Annotated in this window: 13 protein-coding genes; 7 read left to right on the forward strand and 6 right to left on the reverse strand. The window is 72.8% G+C overall.

The genetic code is table 11. The features are described from left to right. Positions 1–77: 77 nt before the first annotated feature. A complete protein-coding gene (gene groL / locus AB0J93_RS04545; RefSeq protein WP_363918118.1) occupies positions 78–1,700 on the forward strand; it encodes a chaperonin GroEL in 1,623 nt (540 codons plus the stop codon). Positions 1,701–1,788: 88 nt separating this feature from the next. On the opposite strand, the gene AB0J93_RS04550 is transcribed toward groL, so the two are convergent. Beyond that, a complete protein-coding gene (locus AB0J93_RS04550) occupies positions 1,789–4,473 on the reverse strand; it encodes a S8 family serine peptidase (protein ID WP_363918120.1) in 2,685 nt (894 codons plus the stop codon). A 141-nt stretch (positions 4,474–4,614) separates the two neighbouring features. Between AB0J93_RS04550 and AB0J93_RS04555 the strand changes: the two genes are divergently transcribed. Both AB0J93_RS04555 and AB0J93_RS04560 read left to right on the forward strand, forming a co-directional pair. Further along, positions 4,615–6,438 carry a glycerol-3-phosphate dehydrogenase/oxidase gene (locus AB0J93_RS04555; protein WP_363918122.1) on the forward strand — a complete coding sequence of 608 codons (1,824 nt, stop codon included), beginning with the start codon at positions 4,615–4,617 and terminating at the stop codon, positions 6,436–6,438. An 85-nt stretch (positions 6,439–6,523) separates the two neighbouring features. Further along, the gene (locus tag AB0J93_RS04560; protein WP_363918124.1) at positions 6,524–7,048 is read left to right on the forward strand and encodes a hypothetical protein; all 525 of its coding nucleotides are present in this window, start codon (positions 6,524–6,526) and stop codon (positions 7,046–7,048) included. A 21-nt stretch (positions 7,049–7,069) separates the two neighbouring features. Here the strand turns inward: AB0J93_RS04560 and AB0J93_RS04565 are convergent, their stop codons facing one another. Then, a complete protein-coding gene (locus AB0J93_RS04565) occupies positions 7,070–8,470 on the reverse strand; it encodes an FAD-linked oxidase C-terminal domain-containing protein (RefSeq protein WP_363918126.1) in 1,401 nt (466 codons plus the stop codon). Between the two features lie 66 nt (positions 8,471–8,536). On the opposite strand from AB0J93_RS04565, the gene AB0J93_RS04570 reads away from it, so the two are divergent. Further along, entirely contained in the window at positions 8,537–8,851 is a 315-nt protein-coding gene (locus AB0J93_RS04570) for a DUF4031 domain-containing protein (protein WP_363918128.1), read from the forward strand. 41 nt (positions 8,852–8,892) lie between these two features. On the opposite strand, the gene AB0J93_RS04575 is transcribed toward AB0J93_RS04570, so the two are convergent. Beyond that, positions 8,893–9,531, reverse strand: a complete 639-nt coding sequence (locus AB0J93_RS04575) for a metal-dependent phosphohydrolase (protein WP_363918130.1) — start codon at positions 9,529–9,531, stop codon at positions 8,893–8,895. Positions 9,532–9,648: 117 nt separating this feature from the next. Between AB0J93_RS04575 and AB0J93_RS04580 the strand changes: the two genes are divergently transcribed. After that, the gene (locus AB0J93_RS04580; RefSeq protein ID WP_363918554.1) at positions 9,649–10,905 is read left to right on the forward strand and encodes an FUSC family protein; all 1,257 of its coding nucleotides are present in this window, start codon (positions 9,649–9,651) and stop codon (positions 10,903–10,905) included. A 16-nt stretch (positions 10,906–10,921) separates the two neighbouring features. After that, positions 10,922–12,418: a PrsW family intramembrane metalloprotease gene (locus tag AB0J93_RS04585; RefSeq protein WP_363918132.1), complete on the forward strand. Its 1,497-nt coding sequence runs from the start codon at positions 10,922–10,924 to the stop codon at positions 12,416–12,418. A gap of 88 nt (positions 12,419–12,506) precedes the next feature. On the opposite strand, the gene AB0J93_RS04590 is transcribed toward AB0J93_RS04585, so the two are convergent. Further along, positions 12,507–12,674 (reverse strand): hypothetical protein, encoded by a 168-nt coding sequence (locus AB0J93_RS04590; RefSeq protein ID WP_166458800.1) that lies wholly within the window; start codon positions 12,672–12,674, stop codon positions 12,507–12,509. An 89-nt stretch (positions 12,675–12,763) separates the two neighbouring features. Next, complete coding sequence (locus tag AB0J93_RS04595; protein WP_093403375.1) at positions 12,764–13,102, reverse strand: co-chaperone GroES; 339 nt, start codon at positions 13,100–13,102, stop codon at positions 12,764–12,766. 100 nt (positions 13,103–13,202) lie between these two features. Between AB0J93_RS04595 and AB0J93_RS04600 the strand changes: the two genes are divergently transcribed. Beyond that, positions 13,203–14,567, forward strand: a complete 1,365-nt coding sequence (locus AB0J93_RS04600) for an AI-2E family transporter (RefSeq protein ID WP_363918556.1) — start codon at positions 13,203–13,205, stop codon at positions 14,565–14,567. 55 nt (positions 14,568–14,622) lie between these two features. Here AB0J93_RS04600 and AB0J93_RS04605 read toward each other — a convergent pair whose 3' ends face one another. Continuing rightward, positions 14,623–16,773, reverse strand: a complete 2,151-nt coding sequence (locus AB0J93_RS04605; RefSeq protein ID WP_363918134.1) for an ATP-dependent DNA helicase — start codon at positions 16,771–16,773, stop codon at positions 14,623–14,625. Between the last annotated feature and the right edge of the window lie 116 nt (positions 16,774–16,889).

Here is a 16,889-nt window from a genome sequence, read left to right on the forward strand (position 1 = left end):
CCAAGGTGCGTACACCAGACGGCCCATCCGGGGCACACACTCGGGTGGCCCGTGAGTGTCCAGGAGGACAACGCCGTATGGCCAAGATGATCGCGTTCGACGAAGAGGCGCGCCGCGGCCTCGAGCGGGGCATGAACCAGCTCGCCGACGCCGTGAAGGTGACCCTCGGCCCCAAGGGCCGCAACGTCGTGCTCGAGAAGAAGTGGGGTGCCCCCACCATCACCAACGATGGTGTGAGCATCGCCAAGGAGATCGAGCTCGAGGACCCCTACGAGAAGATCGGCGCCGAGCTGGTCAAGGAGGTCGCCAAGAAGACCGACGACGTCGCCGGTGACGGCACGACGACGGCGACCGTCCTGGCCCAGGCACTCGTTCGCGAGGGCCTGCGCAACGTGGCCGCCGGTGCCAACCCGATGGCCCTGAAGCGGGGCATCGAGGCTGCGGTCGCCAACGTCTCGGAGGAGCTGCTGAAGCTCGCCAAGGACGTCGAGACCAAGGAGCAGATCGCCTCCACCGCCTCCATCTCCGCCGGTGACACCAGCGTCGGCGAGATCATCGCCGAGGCGATGGACAAGGTCGGCAAGGAAGGCGTCATCACCGTCGAGGAGAGCAACACCTTCGGGCTGGAGCTGGAGCTCACCGAGGGTATGCGCTTCGACAAGGGCTACATCTCGGCCTACTTCATGACCGACCCGGAGCGTATGGAGGCCGTCTTCGACGACCCGTACATCCTGATCGCGAACAGCAAGATCTCGTCGGTCAAGGACCTGCTCCCGATCCTGGAGAAGGTCATGCAGGGCGGCAAGCCGCTGCTGATCATCGCCGAGGACCTGGAGGGCGAGGCCCTGGCCACGCTGGTGGTCAACAAGGTCCGTGGCACCTTCAAGTCGGTCGCCGTCAAGGCGCCGGGCTTCGGTGACCGCCGTAAGGCCATGCTGACCGACATTGCCATCCTCACCGGTGGCCAGGTCATCAGCGAGGAGGTCGGCCTCAAGCTGGACGCCGTCAGCCTCGACATGCTGGGCCGTGCCCGCAAGGTCGTGGTGACCAAGGACGAGACCACCATCGTCGACGGTGCCGGCGACGCCGAGCAGATCCAGGGCCGGGTCAACCAGATCCGGGCCGAGATCGACAAGAGCGACTCCGACTACGACCGGGAGAAGCTGCAGGAGCGGCTGGCCAAGCTGGCCGGCGGCGTTGCGGTGATCAAGGTCGGCGCGGCCACCGAGGTCGAGCTCAAGGAGCGCAAGCACCGTATCGAGGACGCGGTCCGCAACGCCAAGGCCGCCGTCGAGGAGGGCATCGTCCCGGGTGGTGGTGTCGCGCTGGTTCAGGCCGGCAAGACCGCCTTCGACAAGCTCGACCTGGCCGGCGACGAGGCGACCGGCGCGCAGATCGTGAAGATCGCGCTGGACGCCCCGCTGCGGCAGATCGCCGTGAACGCCGGCCTTGAGGGCGGCGTCGTGGTGGAGCGGGTCCGCAACCTCGACCCGGGTCACGGCCTCAACGCCGCGACCGGCGAGTACGTCGACCTGCTGGCCGCGGGCATCATCGACCCGGCCAAGGTGACCCGTTCCGCGCTGCAGAACGCCTCGTCGATCGCCGCGCTGTTCCTCACCACCGAGGCCGTCGTGGCGGACAAGCCGGAGAAGACCGCGGCCGCACCGGCTGGCCCGGGCGGCGGGGACATGGACTTCTGAGTCCAGCTCCCAACGCCGGAAGGGGCGGGCCGCGTCAGCGGTCCGCCCCTTCCGCTGTGTCGGCGGCATCATCGAAGTCCGGTGACGATCACCCACGGGCCGCCGAGACGGCCGCGTACGCGTCGACCAGGCCGGCGCCGACGAGGTTCGCCGGCCCGCCGCATTCGTCGGGCTGACCCTGGGCCGGGTCGCTGGTCTCGATCGGGGCGGCCGTCTCGCGCAGGATCCGCCGCGTCCGGTCGAGGTCGCCGACGAGTTCCGGGTTGGCCGACCACATCAGCGCGGCCACGCCCGCCACCTGCGGTGTGGCCATCGAGGTGCCGTCGAGCACCGCGTACCCGCCGCCGGGCATCGCGGAGAGGACCTCCGCCCCCGGCGCCATCAGATCCGGTTTCGTCGCCCCGGTGGCCGTCGGGCCACGGGAGGAGAAGGCGGTGACCCGCCCCCGGTCGTCCACCGCACCGACGGTCAGCACGTCCGCGTACGGTGCGGGCGGGTCCTGCACGGAGCCGCAGAACGGGCCCGTGTTGCCGGCCGCCGCGACGACGAGAATCCCGGCGGCCTCCAACGCCGTCGTGGCCGGTAGCAGCGCCGAGGGGTCGCAGCCTTCGATCGGCGGACAGCCCCACGAGTTGGTCAGGATCTCGGGCGCCCGGGCGGGCCGCCCCTGTCGGAACGGATCGCCGTCGGGCGGGAAGGGCGCCAGCATGAACTGGAGGCAGTCGAGGTAGGCGGCCGGGTTCCCCAGATTGCGGTCGAGGTTGACGCAGCCGACCCACTGTGCGCCGGGGGCCACACCGATGCCGTCCCGCCCGACGGCGCTGCCCACGGTGTGGGTGCCGTGTCCGCTGCGGTCGGTCGGCGCTTCGGTGCCGTTCCACGGGTCGAACCACGAGTCGTCGCCGCCCCGGAAACCCTGGGCCAGGGTCGGATGCCGCCCGTCCACTCCCGAGTCGGAACTGCCCACGGTTACCCCGGCGCCGGTGACGCCGAGTTCGGACCAGACCCGATCCGCGCCGATCATGGTGATGTTCCACGGCGGGCCGGACGGGGGCGTGGCGCTACCGGTGGCGCTGTCGGCGGGCGCCGGCAACGGACGCAGCCGCTGGCTGACAAGTACCCGGGCCACCTCGGGCCGGCTGGACAGCCAGGCCCGTACCGCCGGCCCACCAGCCACCTCGATCGCGTTGACCAGGTAGTAGGGGGTGTGTGGCAGTCGGGCGCGCCGCAGGTCCCGCCGCAGGTCGGCCTGGGTCCGGTCGGCGGTGTCGACCAGCCGCCGGTAGACCTCCCCGGCGCGGGCGTCCCGGCCCGCCCGACCTGGCCCGCCACTCACCCCGCTGAGGTCCGCCTGTTCCCGAAGCAGTACGAAGAGTCGCTCCCCGTGCAGCCCCGGCTGTCCGGCGGTCGCGCCGACCAGACCGACCGTGACCAGCAGCGTCAGGGCGCTCGCCGCGGCCAGCACCCGACTTGGCGTGCGGGCCGAGCGTCGCGCCAGCAGCAGGCCGTACCCGACCGCCAGCACCAGTCCGACGGCGAGCCCGGCACCGGTCGCGGCCGCCACCCAGAACGGCACGTCGCGGGTGCCGACCAGCAGCAGGCTGACCTCCTCCGGATCGGTGTAGGCAAGCGGGCCGAACACGCCGAGCCCGACCAGCCAGGCGGTCGGTGCCCGCCCGCCCGCCCCGGCCGGATAGCGGGCCACGACGCCACCGGCGACCGGGTGAGCCGGCAGGCCGTGCCCCGTGCCCGGGTGGGCGACGCCGCGCCCGTCGGCCGGCCGGCGGTGCACGGCCCGCAGCGCGGCCAATGCGCAACCGGCCGGCGGCAGCGTCACAAGTAGCGGCAGCTGTGCGCCGGAGTGGCCGGTGCCGGCGCCCACCAGCAGCAGCACCACCCCGGCGACGAGCCCGCCCACGAGTACCAGGCGGGCTGGTCGAGGCGGTTCGTCGGACTCGAAGCGGCCCCAGAACCGAGCGTCGAGCAGCGTCGCGGCCAGCGCGCCGACGGCCGCCGCAGCCAACCCGGCGAGGATGGTCTCCAACAGCCCGCCGAGCGCGCCCCACCAGACCCAGGGCAGCAGCAGGGCGAGCCCGGCGGCCACCGCGAGCAGAGCCGCCACCGACGGCTGCGCGCCCAGTCGCGCCTGACGCCCGGCCGGGTCACCCGCACTGACACCCGGGTCGTCCCCGCGCTCGGTGGTCCCTGCTCCCGGGTCGTCCCCGGGCGTGGTGGTCTCCGCACCGCCGACCTCGGTACGGAGGTCGGCGACATAGCCGTCCCCGGCCGTGGTGGTCTCCGCACCCGGGTCGCCAGATGGGTGCGCGGGCCGCCAGGTCTCGGCGAGCCGGCCGGGGCCGAGAACGTGGGACGGCAGCCGGCTCGTCACCACCGTCAGCAGCGCGGCCACGATGGCCAGCGCGCCGAGATACGCCTCATGGTGCACCGGGGGGATCGTCCGCAGTAGCCCGAGCAGGCCGAGCACGAGCGCGCCGGCGAACCAGACCCGGCCGGTGACGCGGACCGCCGCCGAGCGGGGAACGAGGGCCAACGGCAGCGCCGCAGCGGCGATCAGCAGCACGCTGAGCAGGCAGACCACCGGCCAGAGCGGCACCAGCCGGTCCAGGCCGCCGATCAGCACCACCTGGTCCACGGCCCAGCCGCCGGTCTGCGCCAGGACCGTGACCGCGACCGTCCAACAGCCGGCGAGAACCGCCGCGACGATCGCCCAGGGGTTACCGGTCGAGCCGGGTGTGGTGGGTTCCGCCCGCATCCGCACACAGTACGGCGCAGCCGCCGCACCGCCGGTACGGATCCGCCGGGCGACTGATCGAGGTGCCCGGGCCGGCACATGTGATCGAGGTGCCCGGGCTGGCGCATGTCGGCGGAGGGCCGGGCCGGTTAACGTGGACGGGTGCGTGATCCGAACGTTCTGCGGTCCGTTGCCGGGCAGCTCTCGCCCGCCCGCCGCGCCGCCGACCTGCGTCGGTTGCGCGCCGAGCGGTTCGACGTGCTGGTGATCGGGGGCGGGGTGACCGGCGCCGGGGCGGCCGTCGACGCCGCGTCCCGGGGCCTCAAGGTGGCCCTGGTCGAGGCCCGCGACTTCGCCGCCGGCACCTCCAGCCGGTCCAGCAAACTGATCCACGGTGGCCTGCGCTACCTGGAGCAGTTGGAGCTGGGCCTGGTGCACGAGGCGCTGACCGAGCGCGGGCTGCTGGCCACCCGGCTGGCGCCGCACCTGGTGCGGCCGGTGCCGTTCCTGGTGCCGCTCCCCGCCGGCCAGGGCGTCCGCGACCTGCCCGCCCGACTGCTGCGGCGGGTCTACTACGGCGCCGGGGTGGCCGCGTACGACGCCTTCGCCGGCCTCTTCGGCGGCGGCCGGGGTATGCCGTTGCATCGCCACCTGAGCCGGGAGGGTGCCCGCCGCGTCTTCCCGAGCCTGCGCTCCGACGGCCTGGCCGGCGCGATCCGCTACCACGACGGGCAGGTCGACGACGCCCGCCTGGTGGTCACCCTGGCCCGCACCGCCGCCAGCCTGGGCGTGACCGTGGTGAGCAGTGCCCGGGCGGTCGGGCTGATCCGCCAGGCCCGGGAGGTCACCGGGGTCCGGGTCCGCGACCTGGAGGCACCCGCCGGTTCACCAGAGGCCGAGTTCGAGGTACGCGCCCGCACGGTCATCGCCGCCACCGGTGTCTGGACCGACGACATGTCCCGGATGCTCAACGACGTCGGACTGCGGCCCGGTGTCCGGGTCCGGGCGTCCAAGGGCGTGCACCTGGTGGTGCCCCGCTCGGCGATCACCGGCGAGACCGGACTCATCCTGCGTACGGCCACAAGTGTCCTGTTCGTCATCCCGTGGGGCGGGCACTGGATCATCGGCACCACGGACACCGACTGGCGGCTGGACCGTTCCCACCCGGCGGCCTCCGCCAGTGACATCGACTACCTGCTCCGGCAGGTCAATACGGTGCTGGACCGCCCGCTGACCACCGCCGACATCGAAGGTGTCTACGCCGGGCTGCGTCCGCTGCTGGCCGGCGAGGCTGACAGCACCTCGAAGCTCTCCCGGGAGCACGCCGTCATCGAGCCGATGCTCGGGCTGCTGCTGGTGGCCGGCGGCAAGTACACGACCTACCGGGTGATGGCCGCCGACGTGGTCGACCGGGCGGTGCGCCGGCTCGGCGGCCAACGTGTGTCGCGTACCGCCGATCTGCCGCTGCTCGGCGCGGACGGGTACGCGGCCATGTGGCGGGACCGGGCGGACCTGGCCCGCCGCCACGGGTTGCCGGTGGGCGTGGTGGAGCACCTGCTGGAGCGCTACGGCAGCCTGACCCTCGACCTGCTCGCCCTGATCGACGCCGACCCGCTGCTGGCCTCCCCGCTTGCGGGTGCGCCGGAGTACCTCGCCGCCGAGGTGACGTACGCGGCCCGCGCCGAAGGGGCGTTGCACCTGGAGGACGTGCTGACCCGGCGTACCCGGATCTCGATCGAGACCACCCACCGGGGCCTGGAGTCGGCCGAGCACGCGGCCGAGCTGATGGGTGCGGTGCTGGGCTGGGACGCGGCTCGGCAGGCGCGGGAGGTGACCCACTACCGGGCGCGGGTGGAGGCCGAGCGACAGTCCCAGCTCATGCCGGACGACGCGACCGCCGACGCCGCGCGCCTCGGTGCGCCGGATGTGCGCGGCTACGCTGCGGATCGGGGCGCCGACGACGGCGCGGCGGGCCTGGCCCGCTGAGGGATCCACTCTGGAGATCGCCGGGCATGGATATCCTTCCGACGGGTTACGCTCCCTACCTACGGTGGGGTAAGTTCCGCGAGTGATGGCGCTTTCCCGATCACGACTGGCCTTCCTGCCCGGCATCGTCCTGCTGGCGATCGTTCTCAGCGGCTGTGCGCCCTTCGGTGATCGTTCCGAACCGCCCGTCGAGGCGAGCGCGCCGGCTGCCGGGCAACCCGGCGGCGCTGGGGCCACCACCACCGGAAAGGGCCGGGTCAGCCTGCTCCAGAACGACGGGCCCGACGGTCCGCTGCGCACGCTGAACGTGGAGCCGGACGGGCGTTGGGAGTGCATCGACTGTGCCGGCGACGGAGTCACCTCGACCGGCGCTTTGAGCGAGGAGCAGCGGGAGCGGCTTCAGCAGCTCCTGGCCGAACCGGACCTGGCCCGGGAGACCGACGAGGCGCGCGGCTACCGGGTCAGCTGCGTCGGCGCGCTCACCTCCAGCCTGCTGACCGCGGCCGGCCTGATCACCTCGCAGGACTGCCCGGGGGAGGAGCGACCGCCGGTGGCCGAGGAGATCCTGCTGCTGCTCACCCAGAACACGCCCGCCGAGATGGTCGGCTGACGGCCGAGCCGCCGGGCGAGGTCAGAGCACCTTTCCGGGGTTGAGCAGGCCGGTCGGGTCGAGCGCCGCCTTGATCGCCTGGTGCACCCGTACGCCCACCGGACCGATCTCGCGGGCCAGCCAGTCCCGCTTCAGCAGGCCGACGCCGTGCTCACCGGTGCACGTGCCACCCAGGTCCAACCCCAACCGCATGATCTCGTCGAAGGCCCGCCGGCCACGCTCCAGGCTCGCCGGATCGGCTCGGTCGACCACGATGTTTGGGTGCATGTTTCCGTCTCCGGCATGGCCGACGACCCCGATCGGCACCTGGCACTCGGCCGCGATCCGGGCCACCCCGTCGAGCAGTGCGGCGAGCGCTCCCCGGGGCACCGCCAGGTCGTCGATGATCAGGCCACCGCTGCCGCCCGGGTACGCCTCCGCTGCGTACTTTTCCATGGCCGGGTGAGCCGACCGGCGGGCCTGCAACAGCGCGGCGGCCTCCACGGCGTCGCTGGCCGCGTACACCTCCTCGGCACCGGCCGCCTCGCAGACCGCAGCCAACTCGGCCAGGTCCGCCGCCGCCCTGGGGCCGGTGTCGGCGGCGGCCAGCAGCAGCGCCTCGGCGTCGGTGCGCAACCCCATCGGCCGGTACGCCTCGATCGCCGCCAGGTGGGTGCGGTCGAGCAGTTCCAGCAGGCTGGGGGAGAGGCCCTGGGCGGCGATCCGGGCCACCGCGTCGCCCGCGTCCGCGGTCGAGCCGAACACGGCCACCAGGGTCAGCGACTCCGCCGGCGCGGGCCGCAGCGCCACGGTCACCTCGGTGATCACTCCGAGGGTGCCCTCCGAGCCGACGAAGAGCCGGGTCAGGTCGTAGCCGGCCACGCCCTTGGCGGTACGCCGCCCGGTACGCAGCACCTCGCCGGAGGCGAGCACCACCTCCAGGCCGAGCACGTACTCGGTGGTCACGCCGTACTTGACGCAGCACATCCCGCCCGCGTTGGTGGCCACGTTGCCGCCGATGGTGGACGACTCCCAGGAACCCGGGTCGGGCGGGTACCACAGACCGTGCTCGCCCACCGCGGCGGTGAGCGCGGCGTTTACCACTCCCGGCTGGACGACCGCGATCCGGCTCACCGGGTCGATCTCCAGGATCCCGTTCATCGCGGTGGTGCTGATCACCACCGCGCCGTCGACGGAGTTCGCCGCGCCCGCCAGCCCGGTACGGGCACCCTGCGGCACCACCGGTACGCCGTGCCGCCCGGCCGTCCGGACCACCGCGACGACCTCCTCGGTGCTGCGCGGGCGGGTAACCACAAGCGGTGTCGCCGACGCACACAGGTCGGCCTCGTCCCGCTCGTGCCCACGCAGCAGGTCAGGATCGGTGAGCACCGCGTCCGGCCCGAGGGCGGCGCGCAGGTCGTCGAGGAGCGGGGAGGTGGCCATGCGGCCGAGGCTACGACCGGCCACTGGTGATCATCAACCTGGGCCGGCGCCCGGTACGGTGGCTGCGTGATCTACGTGGACCGGCCGACCTGGCCGGGGCGCGGCCGCCTCTGGTCGCACCTGATCAGCGACGTCTCCCTCGCCGAACTGCACGCCTTCGCGGAGATGCTCGGTGCCCCCGGGCGGGGTTTCGACCGGGACCACTACGACATTCCCGCCGAGCGCTTTCCGATGGCCGTCTGGCTCGGCGCCCGGATCGTGCCCAGCCGCGACATCGTCCGCCTCCTGCACGCCGCCAACCTCCGCCGCCCCAAACACCTCTCCCGCCCCCACCCAGACTCCCGCGATCTTGCACTTTCGGTCCCCCATTTGCGGCTTTGACACCGTTATGCCCCGACGGAAAGTGCAAGATCGACGTGGAGTTATGGGAATAGTCGGGTCAGTTCGCGGGTGAGGTTGGTGTGGGCGGGGCGGGTCCAGTGGGCGGCCAGCGCGGGGATGCGGTACAGGGCGGGCAGGGCTAGCAGGTCGGAAAGCACCCGGGCGCGGCCGGCCCGGTAGTGCGGCTCGGGGACGTGGGCGTACTCCCGGCGGATCGCGGTGGCGTAGCGGTCGTACTCCGGTGCAGGGGCGGCGAGCACGGCCAGGTCGGCGTCGCAGAGCAGCACGCCGTCGGCGTCCGCCGGCTCCACCACATGACCGGCGGTGAGCAGGACCAGCCGATTCACCTCGGCCACCGCGGCGGCGGGCAGCCCCAACCGGGTGAGCAGGGCGTCGGCGAGCGCCGCGCTGTCGCGCTCGTTCCGGTCGCCCGACGCGCGGGGGTCGTACACCGCGTCGTGGCACCATGCGGCGAGTCGCACCAGATCGGGTCGAGGCGCGGTCGAGGCGTGCTGGTCGATCACGTCGAGCACGGCGACCAGGTGCGCGACCGTGTGGTAGTGCCGGTGCGGCTCCCGCCACCGTTCGAGCAACTCCGCCCCGGCGGCCTCGACCGACGCCGGGTCACCCGCTCCGGCCGCCCGGGCGGCGGTACGCCATCGTGCGATCAACCCCGTCACCAGCCCGAGTCTGCCCGATCCGGCGAGGGGTGCGGTGAGGTGCTGCCGCCCGTCCGGCGGGATGTGCCGGTTCGGCGGGAATGTCCGGGCCTCAGGCGGGTAGTCCCGGCCATGACGGTGGCCCGGCGCGGACTTTCTCGGCTGCTGCGCCGAGACGGCGCGCGCGACGGCCGGTCCGACGTGGACACGGCCCGGATCGCCGGAACCGTGGCGCAGCTGCATGACCGGGGCAAGGCGACCCTGCGCGACCGCCTGCACCGGGTGCGCCTGTCACTCGGCTTGGCCGCGCAGGCGGGCCTGGCGGCCGGGTTGTCCTGGGTGGCCGCGCACGAGCTGCTGGGCAACCCGCAACCGGTCTTCGCCCCGATCTCCGCCGTCGGCACCCTGGCCGTCTCGGTGGGCCAGCGGTTCCGCCGGACCATCGAGCTGATCCTTGGGGTCGGCGTCGGGGTGTTCGTCGGCGACCTGCTGATCTACTTCCTCGGCACCGGGCCGTGGCAACTCGGCCTGGTGGTCACCTCCGCCATCGTGCTGACCGTCTTCGCCGGGGGCAGCGTCGCCATCGTCATCCAGGCCGCGGCGACCGCGGTGCTGATCGTGACGCTCAGCCCGTCGGTCGAGGACCTGGAGATACCCCGGTTCATCGACGCGATCGTCGGCGGCAGCATCGCCCTGCTGGTCACCGCGATACTGCTGCCGCTCAACCCACTACGGGTGCTCAACCGAGCCGCCAGGCCGGCGCTCAGCCTGCTCGCCGACCAGCTCGACCTCGCCGCCGAGGGGCTGCGGGAACAGGATCGCGACAAGATCCAGAGTGCGCTGGAGCGGCTGCGTGACAACAAGGAGGAGTTGGCCACCTTTTCGGAGGCGATCGAGGGTGCGAAGGAAACCGCAATGCTCTCCCCGGCCCGCTGGCACCGACGCAGCGAACTCACCCACTACGCGGAGGCGGCCGACCCGATCGAACGGGCGATGCGTAACAGCGGCACGCTGATCCGTCGCGCGGTGACCCTGGTGGAGGACGACGAGCCACTCCCGGAGCCGATGCCGGACGCGGTCGGTCACCTCGCCGAGGCGGTACGCCTGCTCCAGCAGGAGTTCGCCCAGGGCGAGGAGCCCGAACAGGCCCGGGAGCGGTCGCTGCGCGCCGTCAGTGAGGCCGGTCGGGCGTACGGCGAAGGGGTCGGGTTCTCCGGCAGCGTGGTGGTGGCGCAGGTGCGTACTACCGCCAGTGACCTGTTGGTGGCCTCCGGTATCAGCCAGGAGGAGGCGAACCGGCTGGTGCGGCGCTCCTTCGGTGAACTGGAGCGACCGGGGGCACCGGCCGGGCCGGAACCGGCCGTGCAGCGGCCCACCGCGCCCCCGGTCGGCTGAGTCACCGGGGGCGGCCATGCGCCCGGCCCGGCGGGCCGGGCATGACTACGCTGACCGCATGGCCGTCACCCCGTCCGGCGGATCACTGCCGCCGTCGCCGTCCGTGCCCGCCGCCCCAGGCGTGGGTGATGGCGGACCCGGAATGCCGCGACGCCGCCTGAGCTGGCGCCGGGCGCTGGTGCTGATCGGGGTGATCATCCTGATCGCGGCCTGCGCGATCTTCATGCTCTTCACGCTCGGCACCAGCCTCGGCCCGGAGGCGCTGCTGGTCGGTACCGCTGCGGCGGTACTGCCGGTCCCGGTGCTTGTGGCCTGCTTCCTCTGGCTCGACCGCTACGAGCCAGAGCCGTTGAAGTACCTGGTCTTCTGCTTCGCCTGGGGTGCCTTCGTCTCCACTGCGGCGTCCCTGACGGTGAACGAGACGGCGGCCGGCTGGTTCGAGGACCAGGGCCTGCCCGTCGCTCTCACCGCCGTCCTGGTCGCGCCCTTCATCGAGGAACTGACCAAGACTCTCGGCCCGATCCTGCTGTTGATCTTTCGGCGGCGGGAATGGTCTGGCATCACCGACGGCCTGGTCTACTGCGGGCTGTCCGCGATCGGCTTCGCGATGGTGGAGAACATTCTCTACCTGGGTGGGTACGGATACGCCTCGGGGGTTGAGCAGTACGGGCCGGCGACCGGGGCGCAACAGGTCATCGCCATCTTCATCGTCCGGATCCTGCTCTTCGGGTTCGCCCATCCGTTGTTCACCTCGATGGCCGGTATCGGGCTCGGTATCGCCGCGCGGTCGGCGGACCGTCGGGTGCGGTTCTTCGCCCCGGTCGCCGGGCTGCTGCTGGCGATGATGCTGCACGGGACGTGGAACCTGCTGCCGACGCTGACCCAGGCCACCGGTCAGGTGCTGATCTCGCTCTTCGGTTTCGTCGGCGTGATGGTCCCGATCTTCTTCGGCATGGTCGGCCTGGCGGTGTGGCTGCGGGCCTGGGAGGGGCGGCTCACCGAGCGGGTGCTGCCGGACTACGTCCGGGCCGGTTGGCTCACGCCACCGGAGGTGGCCGCGTTGAGCAGCCTCGGCCGACGACACGCGGCGCGGGTGTGGGCCCGGCGGGTGGCTGGTGACGCCGGTCTACGGGCGATGCGCGGCTATCAGTTCGCGGCGACCCGGTTGGCGCTGCTTCGGGACGGCGCCACCCGAGGTCTGGACCGCCGCCCCGTCGACCGGGACCGGACGGCCCGGGAGGAACAGGAGCTGCTCAACTCCATCGCCGCGTACCGGTCGTACTTCGTCGGCCGGGACCCGCAGTCGCCGGTCGGCGTCTGGGACGGGCACCGCTACCACCTGCGGTTTCCGGACGGTTCGCAGCGGGCGGTGGAGGCACCCGAGGAGCCGGTGGTCCCGATCCCGGTGGTGCTCACCCCGCCACCTCCGCCGCCCGCGTTCCCCGCCGGATACGGCCAACCCGGCTGGTACGGCCCACGTCCCGCCGCTCCCTGGCCACCCGGTCACCGCTGACCGCCCGCCCACCCGGTCACCGCTGATCCCGGGCCGGCCGGTGACCGGGTCGGCGGCCGGTGGTGCTCCGATCATCAGGCTGTGGTGCTCAGGTCATCAGGCTGGTGAGGAAGTCTCCGAGTCCCTGGGCCATCATCATCAGGGCCGCACCGATGGCCTTGAACATCTGTGCGGCGCCCTCCGGCCGGAACGCCATGAAGTAGATCAGAAACGCGAGGCTTCCCCAGGCCAGCACCTTCTTCACGAATACCGGCATCGTCCCTCCCCAGGCCGGTGGTGCGGCTGGCTTCCCGTCGGGGAGCGCGGCAAACGACGCGTGGGCCGGGAGCGGGTCCTGAAGCCCGGTCAGAGATAGAGACCGGTTGCGTTCTCCTCGATCCGTTCGGCGGCCACCGCGTGCACGTCGCGTTCGCGCAGCAGCACATAGCCACGGCCGTGCAACTCGACCTCGGATCGGTCATCGGGGTCGAAGAGCACCCGGTCGCCGGAGACGATGGAGCGCACGTTGGGGCCGACCCCGACGGCGGTGGCCCACGCCAGGCGTTTGCCCACCGCAGCGGTGGCGGGAATCACGATGCCGGCGCTGGAACGCCGCTCGCCTTCGCTGCCCTCCATCCGCACCAGCACGCGGTCGTGCAGCAGCCGGATGGGCAGGCCGGAGTCGAGGTTCGGATCGGCGGTCACGCCGCAGACGCTACCGTGTCGTCCCCCGTCGGCCGTCGGTGGTCACCGGGTTAGCGGACCGGTCGGGCGGGGCACTGTGGGTGGCGAATTCGTCCTACCGTTGCGTGGTCGGGCGTATCCTGTCCGACCTGACGCAGTGCGCAGGCCGATCTGCCGGGAGGTGCGCTTGAGCCGCTTCGAGCGGATACGCGGACGGCTGCGTCGCGCGTACGAGTCGGGCCGGGAGTCGGTTAGAGCGGGTCGTCAGACGCCGCCCGACGTGCCGGAGCCGGCCGGCCCGGCCTCGCCGTCGAGCCCCGGGCCGGTGGCACCGGCGGCGGCGACCGTGGTCGGTGCCGAGCCGCCCACCCCGCTGCACAACTCCACCTCCAGTCGCGACGACGCCGACGTGCCGCACGCGCTGCGGATCGCCGCCGCGTGGTGCTGGCGGCTGATCGTCATCGGCATCGTCTTCTGGGCGCTGCTGAAGCTCGTCGGCACGATCAGCATCGTGATCATCCCGTTGGCGGTGGCGCTGCTGCTGTCGGCGCTGCTGGCACCCGCGGTCGGCTGGCTGCTACGCGCCCGCCTGCCGCGGTCCCTGGCGACCGCGGTGGTGCTGGTCGCCGGGCTGGCCGCGGTGATCGGCACGCTCACCCTGGTGGTCAACGAGTTCATCAAGGGCGTTCCGGAACTGACCGCTAAGTCGACCCAGGGCCTGCAGCAGATCCAGGACTGGCTCAAGACCGGGCCGCTGCACCTGTCGGACAACGACCTCGACCGGTACATCGAGGAGACCCAGCGGTGGGTCGACAACAACACCGAGCGGTTCACCAGTGGCGCGCTCTCCACCGCTGCCACGCTGGCCGAGGTGCTGACCGGCACGGTGCTGGTCCTCTTCGCCACCTTCTTCTTCCTGCGCGACGGCAACATCATCTGGCGGTTTCTGGTCCGGCTGCTGCCCGTCGCCGCGCGCTGGAAGGTGGACGACGCCGGTCGGGCCGCCTGGGCGACGTTGGTCGCCTACGTCCGGGCGACGGTGCTGGTCGCCTTCATCGACGCCGTCGGTATCGGCATCTTCCTGGTCATCTTCGACATCCCGTTCGCCTTCCCGTTGGCCGCCCTGGTCTTCCTCGGCGCGTTCATCCCGATCGTCGGTGCGACCCTCTCCGGGGGCGTGGCGGTGCTTGTGGCGTTGGTCGACAGCGGCCCGGTGACCGCGTTGATCATCCTGGGCGTGGTGATCGGCGTACAGCAGGTGGAGGGGCACATCCTCCAGCCGTTGATCATGGGCAGGGCGGTCGCCATCCACCCGCTCGCAGTGATCATCGGTCTGGCGGCCGGCGTGGTCCTCGCCGGGATCACCGGCGCGCTGGTCGCGGTGCCCATCATCGCGGTGCTCAACACGGCGGTACGCCGCCTCGCCGCCCGGCGCGTCCCCGACACCCCGCCCGACGCCGTCGTCGTCGCCTCCCGGGCGCCCTGATCCCGGTCGCGCGCCGGGTGCGGCCCCCGATCGCCGGCGTACACCGCCAGCCGGCTCAGCTCTCGGCGAGGCGGGTCAGCGCGCCCCGGACCACCTCCGGGCGGGTCGTGTACCAGAACGGGGGCAGTGAGCGACGGAGGAACGAGCCGTAGCTGCGGGCCGTCTCCAGCCGGGAGTCGAGCACCGCCACCACGCCCCGGTCGCCGTTGGCCCGGATCAGCCGGCCCACGCCCTGTGCGAGCCGAACCGCCGCGATCGGGACGCTCACCGCGGCGAATCCGGAGCCGCCCTGCGCGTCGACCGCCGCCGCGCGGGCTGCGGCGAGCGGTTCGTCGGGGCGAGGGAACGGAAGCCGGTCGATCACCACCAGTTGGCACGAATCGCCTGGAACGTCGACGCCCTGCCACAACGACATCACCCCGAACAGGCAGCTCGACCGTTCCTCGCGGAAACGTCGGACCAGCAGCGGCAGCGCCTCCTCACCCTGAAGCAGCACCGGCAGGTCGGTCCGGGCGCGCAACAGCTCCGCCGCCTGCTGCGCGGCCCGCCGCGAGGAGAAGAGCCCGAGCGTACGCCCACCGAGCGCGGTGACCAGCGTGAGCAGTTCCTCCCCGGCGGCCTCGGGCAGCCCGGAAGCCCCCGGGCGGGGCAGGTGGGCGGCCACGTAGAGGATGCCCTGCCGGGGATAGTCGAACGGCGAGCCAACGTCCAGCGAACGCCACCCGAGCCCGGAGTCCGTCAACCCGTCCGCGCCCTCCGGCCGGCCCGGTGCGGTGCCAGCGGCCGCCTCGTCGGGGCCGGTCGGCCGCCGGGTGGCCTCGGCGAGGGCGGCGGCGGCCGGCGACGGTGGGCCGGGTGGGGGCGAGTCGAGGCCCAGGGCCCGGGCGACCGTGTCGAACCGCCCTCCGAGCGCGAGCGTGGCCGAGGTGGCCACCACGGTCCGCTCGTCGTAGAGGTGGGTGGCCAGGGTGCCGGCGACCGAGAGCGGCGCCACGACAAGTGCCCGCCGTCCGGTCACGTCGTTGCGCTCCACCCAGGCCACGTCGTGCTCGGCCTCGTCCAGTAGCCGCTGGGCCGTGGTGGACAACTCGTCCAGGACGGCCTTGGCCTGCTGCTTGCGCACCGGGTCGGGGTCGTCGGCCTTGACGTCGCCGATGCTGTCCAGGGCGGTACGGGTGGCGGCGTCCAACAGCGTGCAGGCCTCCCGCAGCGGGCCGGGCAGCCCGCTGGTGATCCGCCCGACCGGCGCCTCGGCCAACCCGACCGCGAGGGCGTCACCCGATGCGGTCAACGCCTCGGCCGTCTCCGGGCGCAGCAGCGGGCGGGCCCGTCGAGCGGACCGGTCGATCAGCTCAGGGGTCAGCTCCGCCTGGGCCGCCGAGGAGACCCGGTCCGCCAGCTCGTGGGCCTCATCGACGACCAGCAGCCGGTGGGGCGGAACGATGTGCCGGCCGGCGAGCATGTCGACCGCGAGCAGGCTGTGATTGGTCACCACGATGTCCGCCTCCCGGGCCCGCGCCCGGGACGCCTCGGCGAAGCACTCCGCTCCGTACGGGCAGCGGGAGGCACCGACGCACTCGCGGGCGGGCATGGAGACCAACCGCCAGGTCTGGTCGTCGACGCCCGGGTCCAACTCGTCGCGGTCACCGGTGTCGGTCTCCAGGGCCCAGTCCCGCAGCCGCTGGATCTGCTTGCCCAGCCGGCCGGCCTCACCGAGCCAGCGCGTGCCGCCGGGGCGCTCGGCCGGGGCGTCGAAGAGGGTGTCCTCCGGTTCGTCCGCCGTGGAGTTCTCCAGCCGGGCCAGACAGAGGTAGTGGTGGCGGCCCTTCAGCACGGCGAACGTGGGGCGGCGCCGGAGCAACGGCTCGACGGCGTCGGCCAACCGAGGCAGATCGTGCTCCACCAGCTGGGACTGCAACGCCAGGGTGGCGGTGGAGACCACCACGGGTCCGTCCACCGTCAACGCCGGAGCGAGGTACGCCAGGGACTTGCCGGTGCCGGTGCCGGCCTGCACCAGCAGGTGGTCACCGGTGCTGACGCATTCCTCGATCGCCGCGGTCATCCGCTGCTGGCCCGGACGGGCCGTACCGCCGGGCACGGCCCCGACCGCGGCGGACAACAGCTCGGCTCCGCCCGGCCGGTCGCCCCGCCGACGTGCCTTGTCGCGGGCGGTGCCGGTGCCGGTGGCGGTGCGGGGCGGAGTCACCGTGGCACGGTACCCGCCGGGGCGGACGCGGTCGGTACCGAGCAGGCCGTGTCGCGCTCGCGCGCAGCGCGAATATCGCCTTGTCGTCCGGTAACTTCCCGACGGCGAGGCGTGGG

It is taken from the genome of Micromonospora sp. NPDC049374, assembly GCF_040677165.1.
GTDB lineage: Bacteria > Actinomycetota > Actinomycetes > Mycobacteriales > Micromonosporaceae > Micromonospora.

Bases quoted from the DNA above. Each gene is read 5' to 3' on its own strand.
- groL (WP_363918118.1), top strand. From the start codon at position 78: ATGGCCAAGATGATCGCGTTCGACGAAGAGGCGCGCCGCGGCCTCGAG.
- AB0J93_RS04550 (WP_363918120.1), bottom strand. From the start codon at position 4,473: ATGCGGGCGGAACCCACCACACCCGGCTCGACCGGTAACCCCTGGGCG.
- AB0J93_RS04560 (WP_363918124.1), top strand. From the start codon at position 6,524: ATGGCGCTTTCCCGATCACGACTGGCCTTCCTGCCCGGCATCGTCCTG.
- AB0J93_RS04565 (WP_363918126.1), bottom strand. From the start codon at position 8,470: ATGGCCACCTCCCCGCTCCTCGACGACCTGCGCGCCGCCCTCGGGCCG.
- AB0J93_RS04585 (WP_363918132.1), top strand. From the start codon at position 10,922: ATGCGCCCGGCCCGGCGGGCCGGGCATGACTACGCTGACCGCATGGCC.
- AB0J93_RS04590 (WP_166458800.1), bottom strand. From the start codon at position 12,674: ATGCCGGTATTCGTGAAGAAGGTGCTGGCCTGGGGAAGCCTCGCGTTT.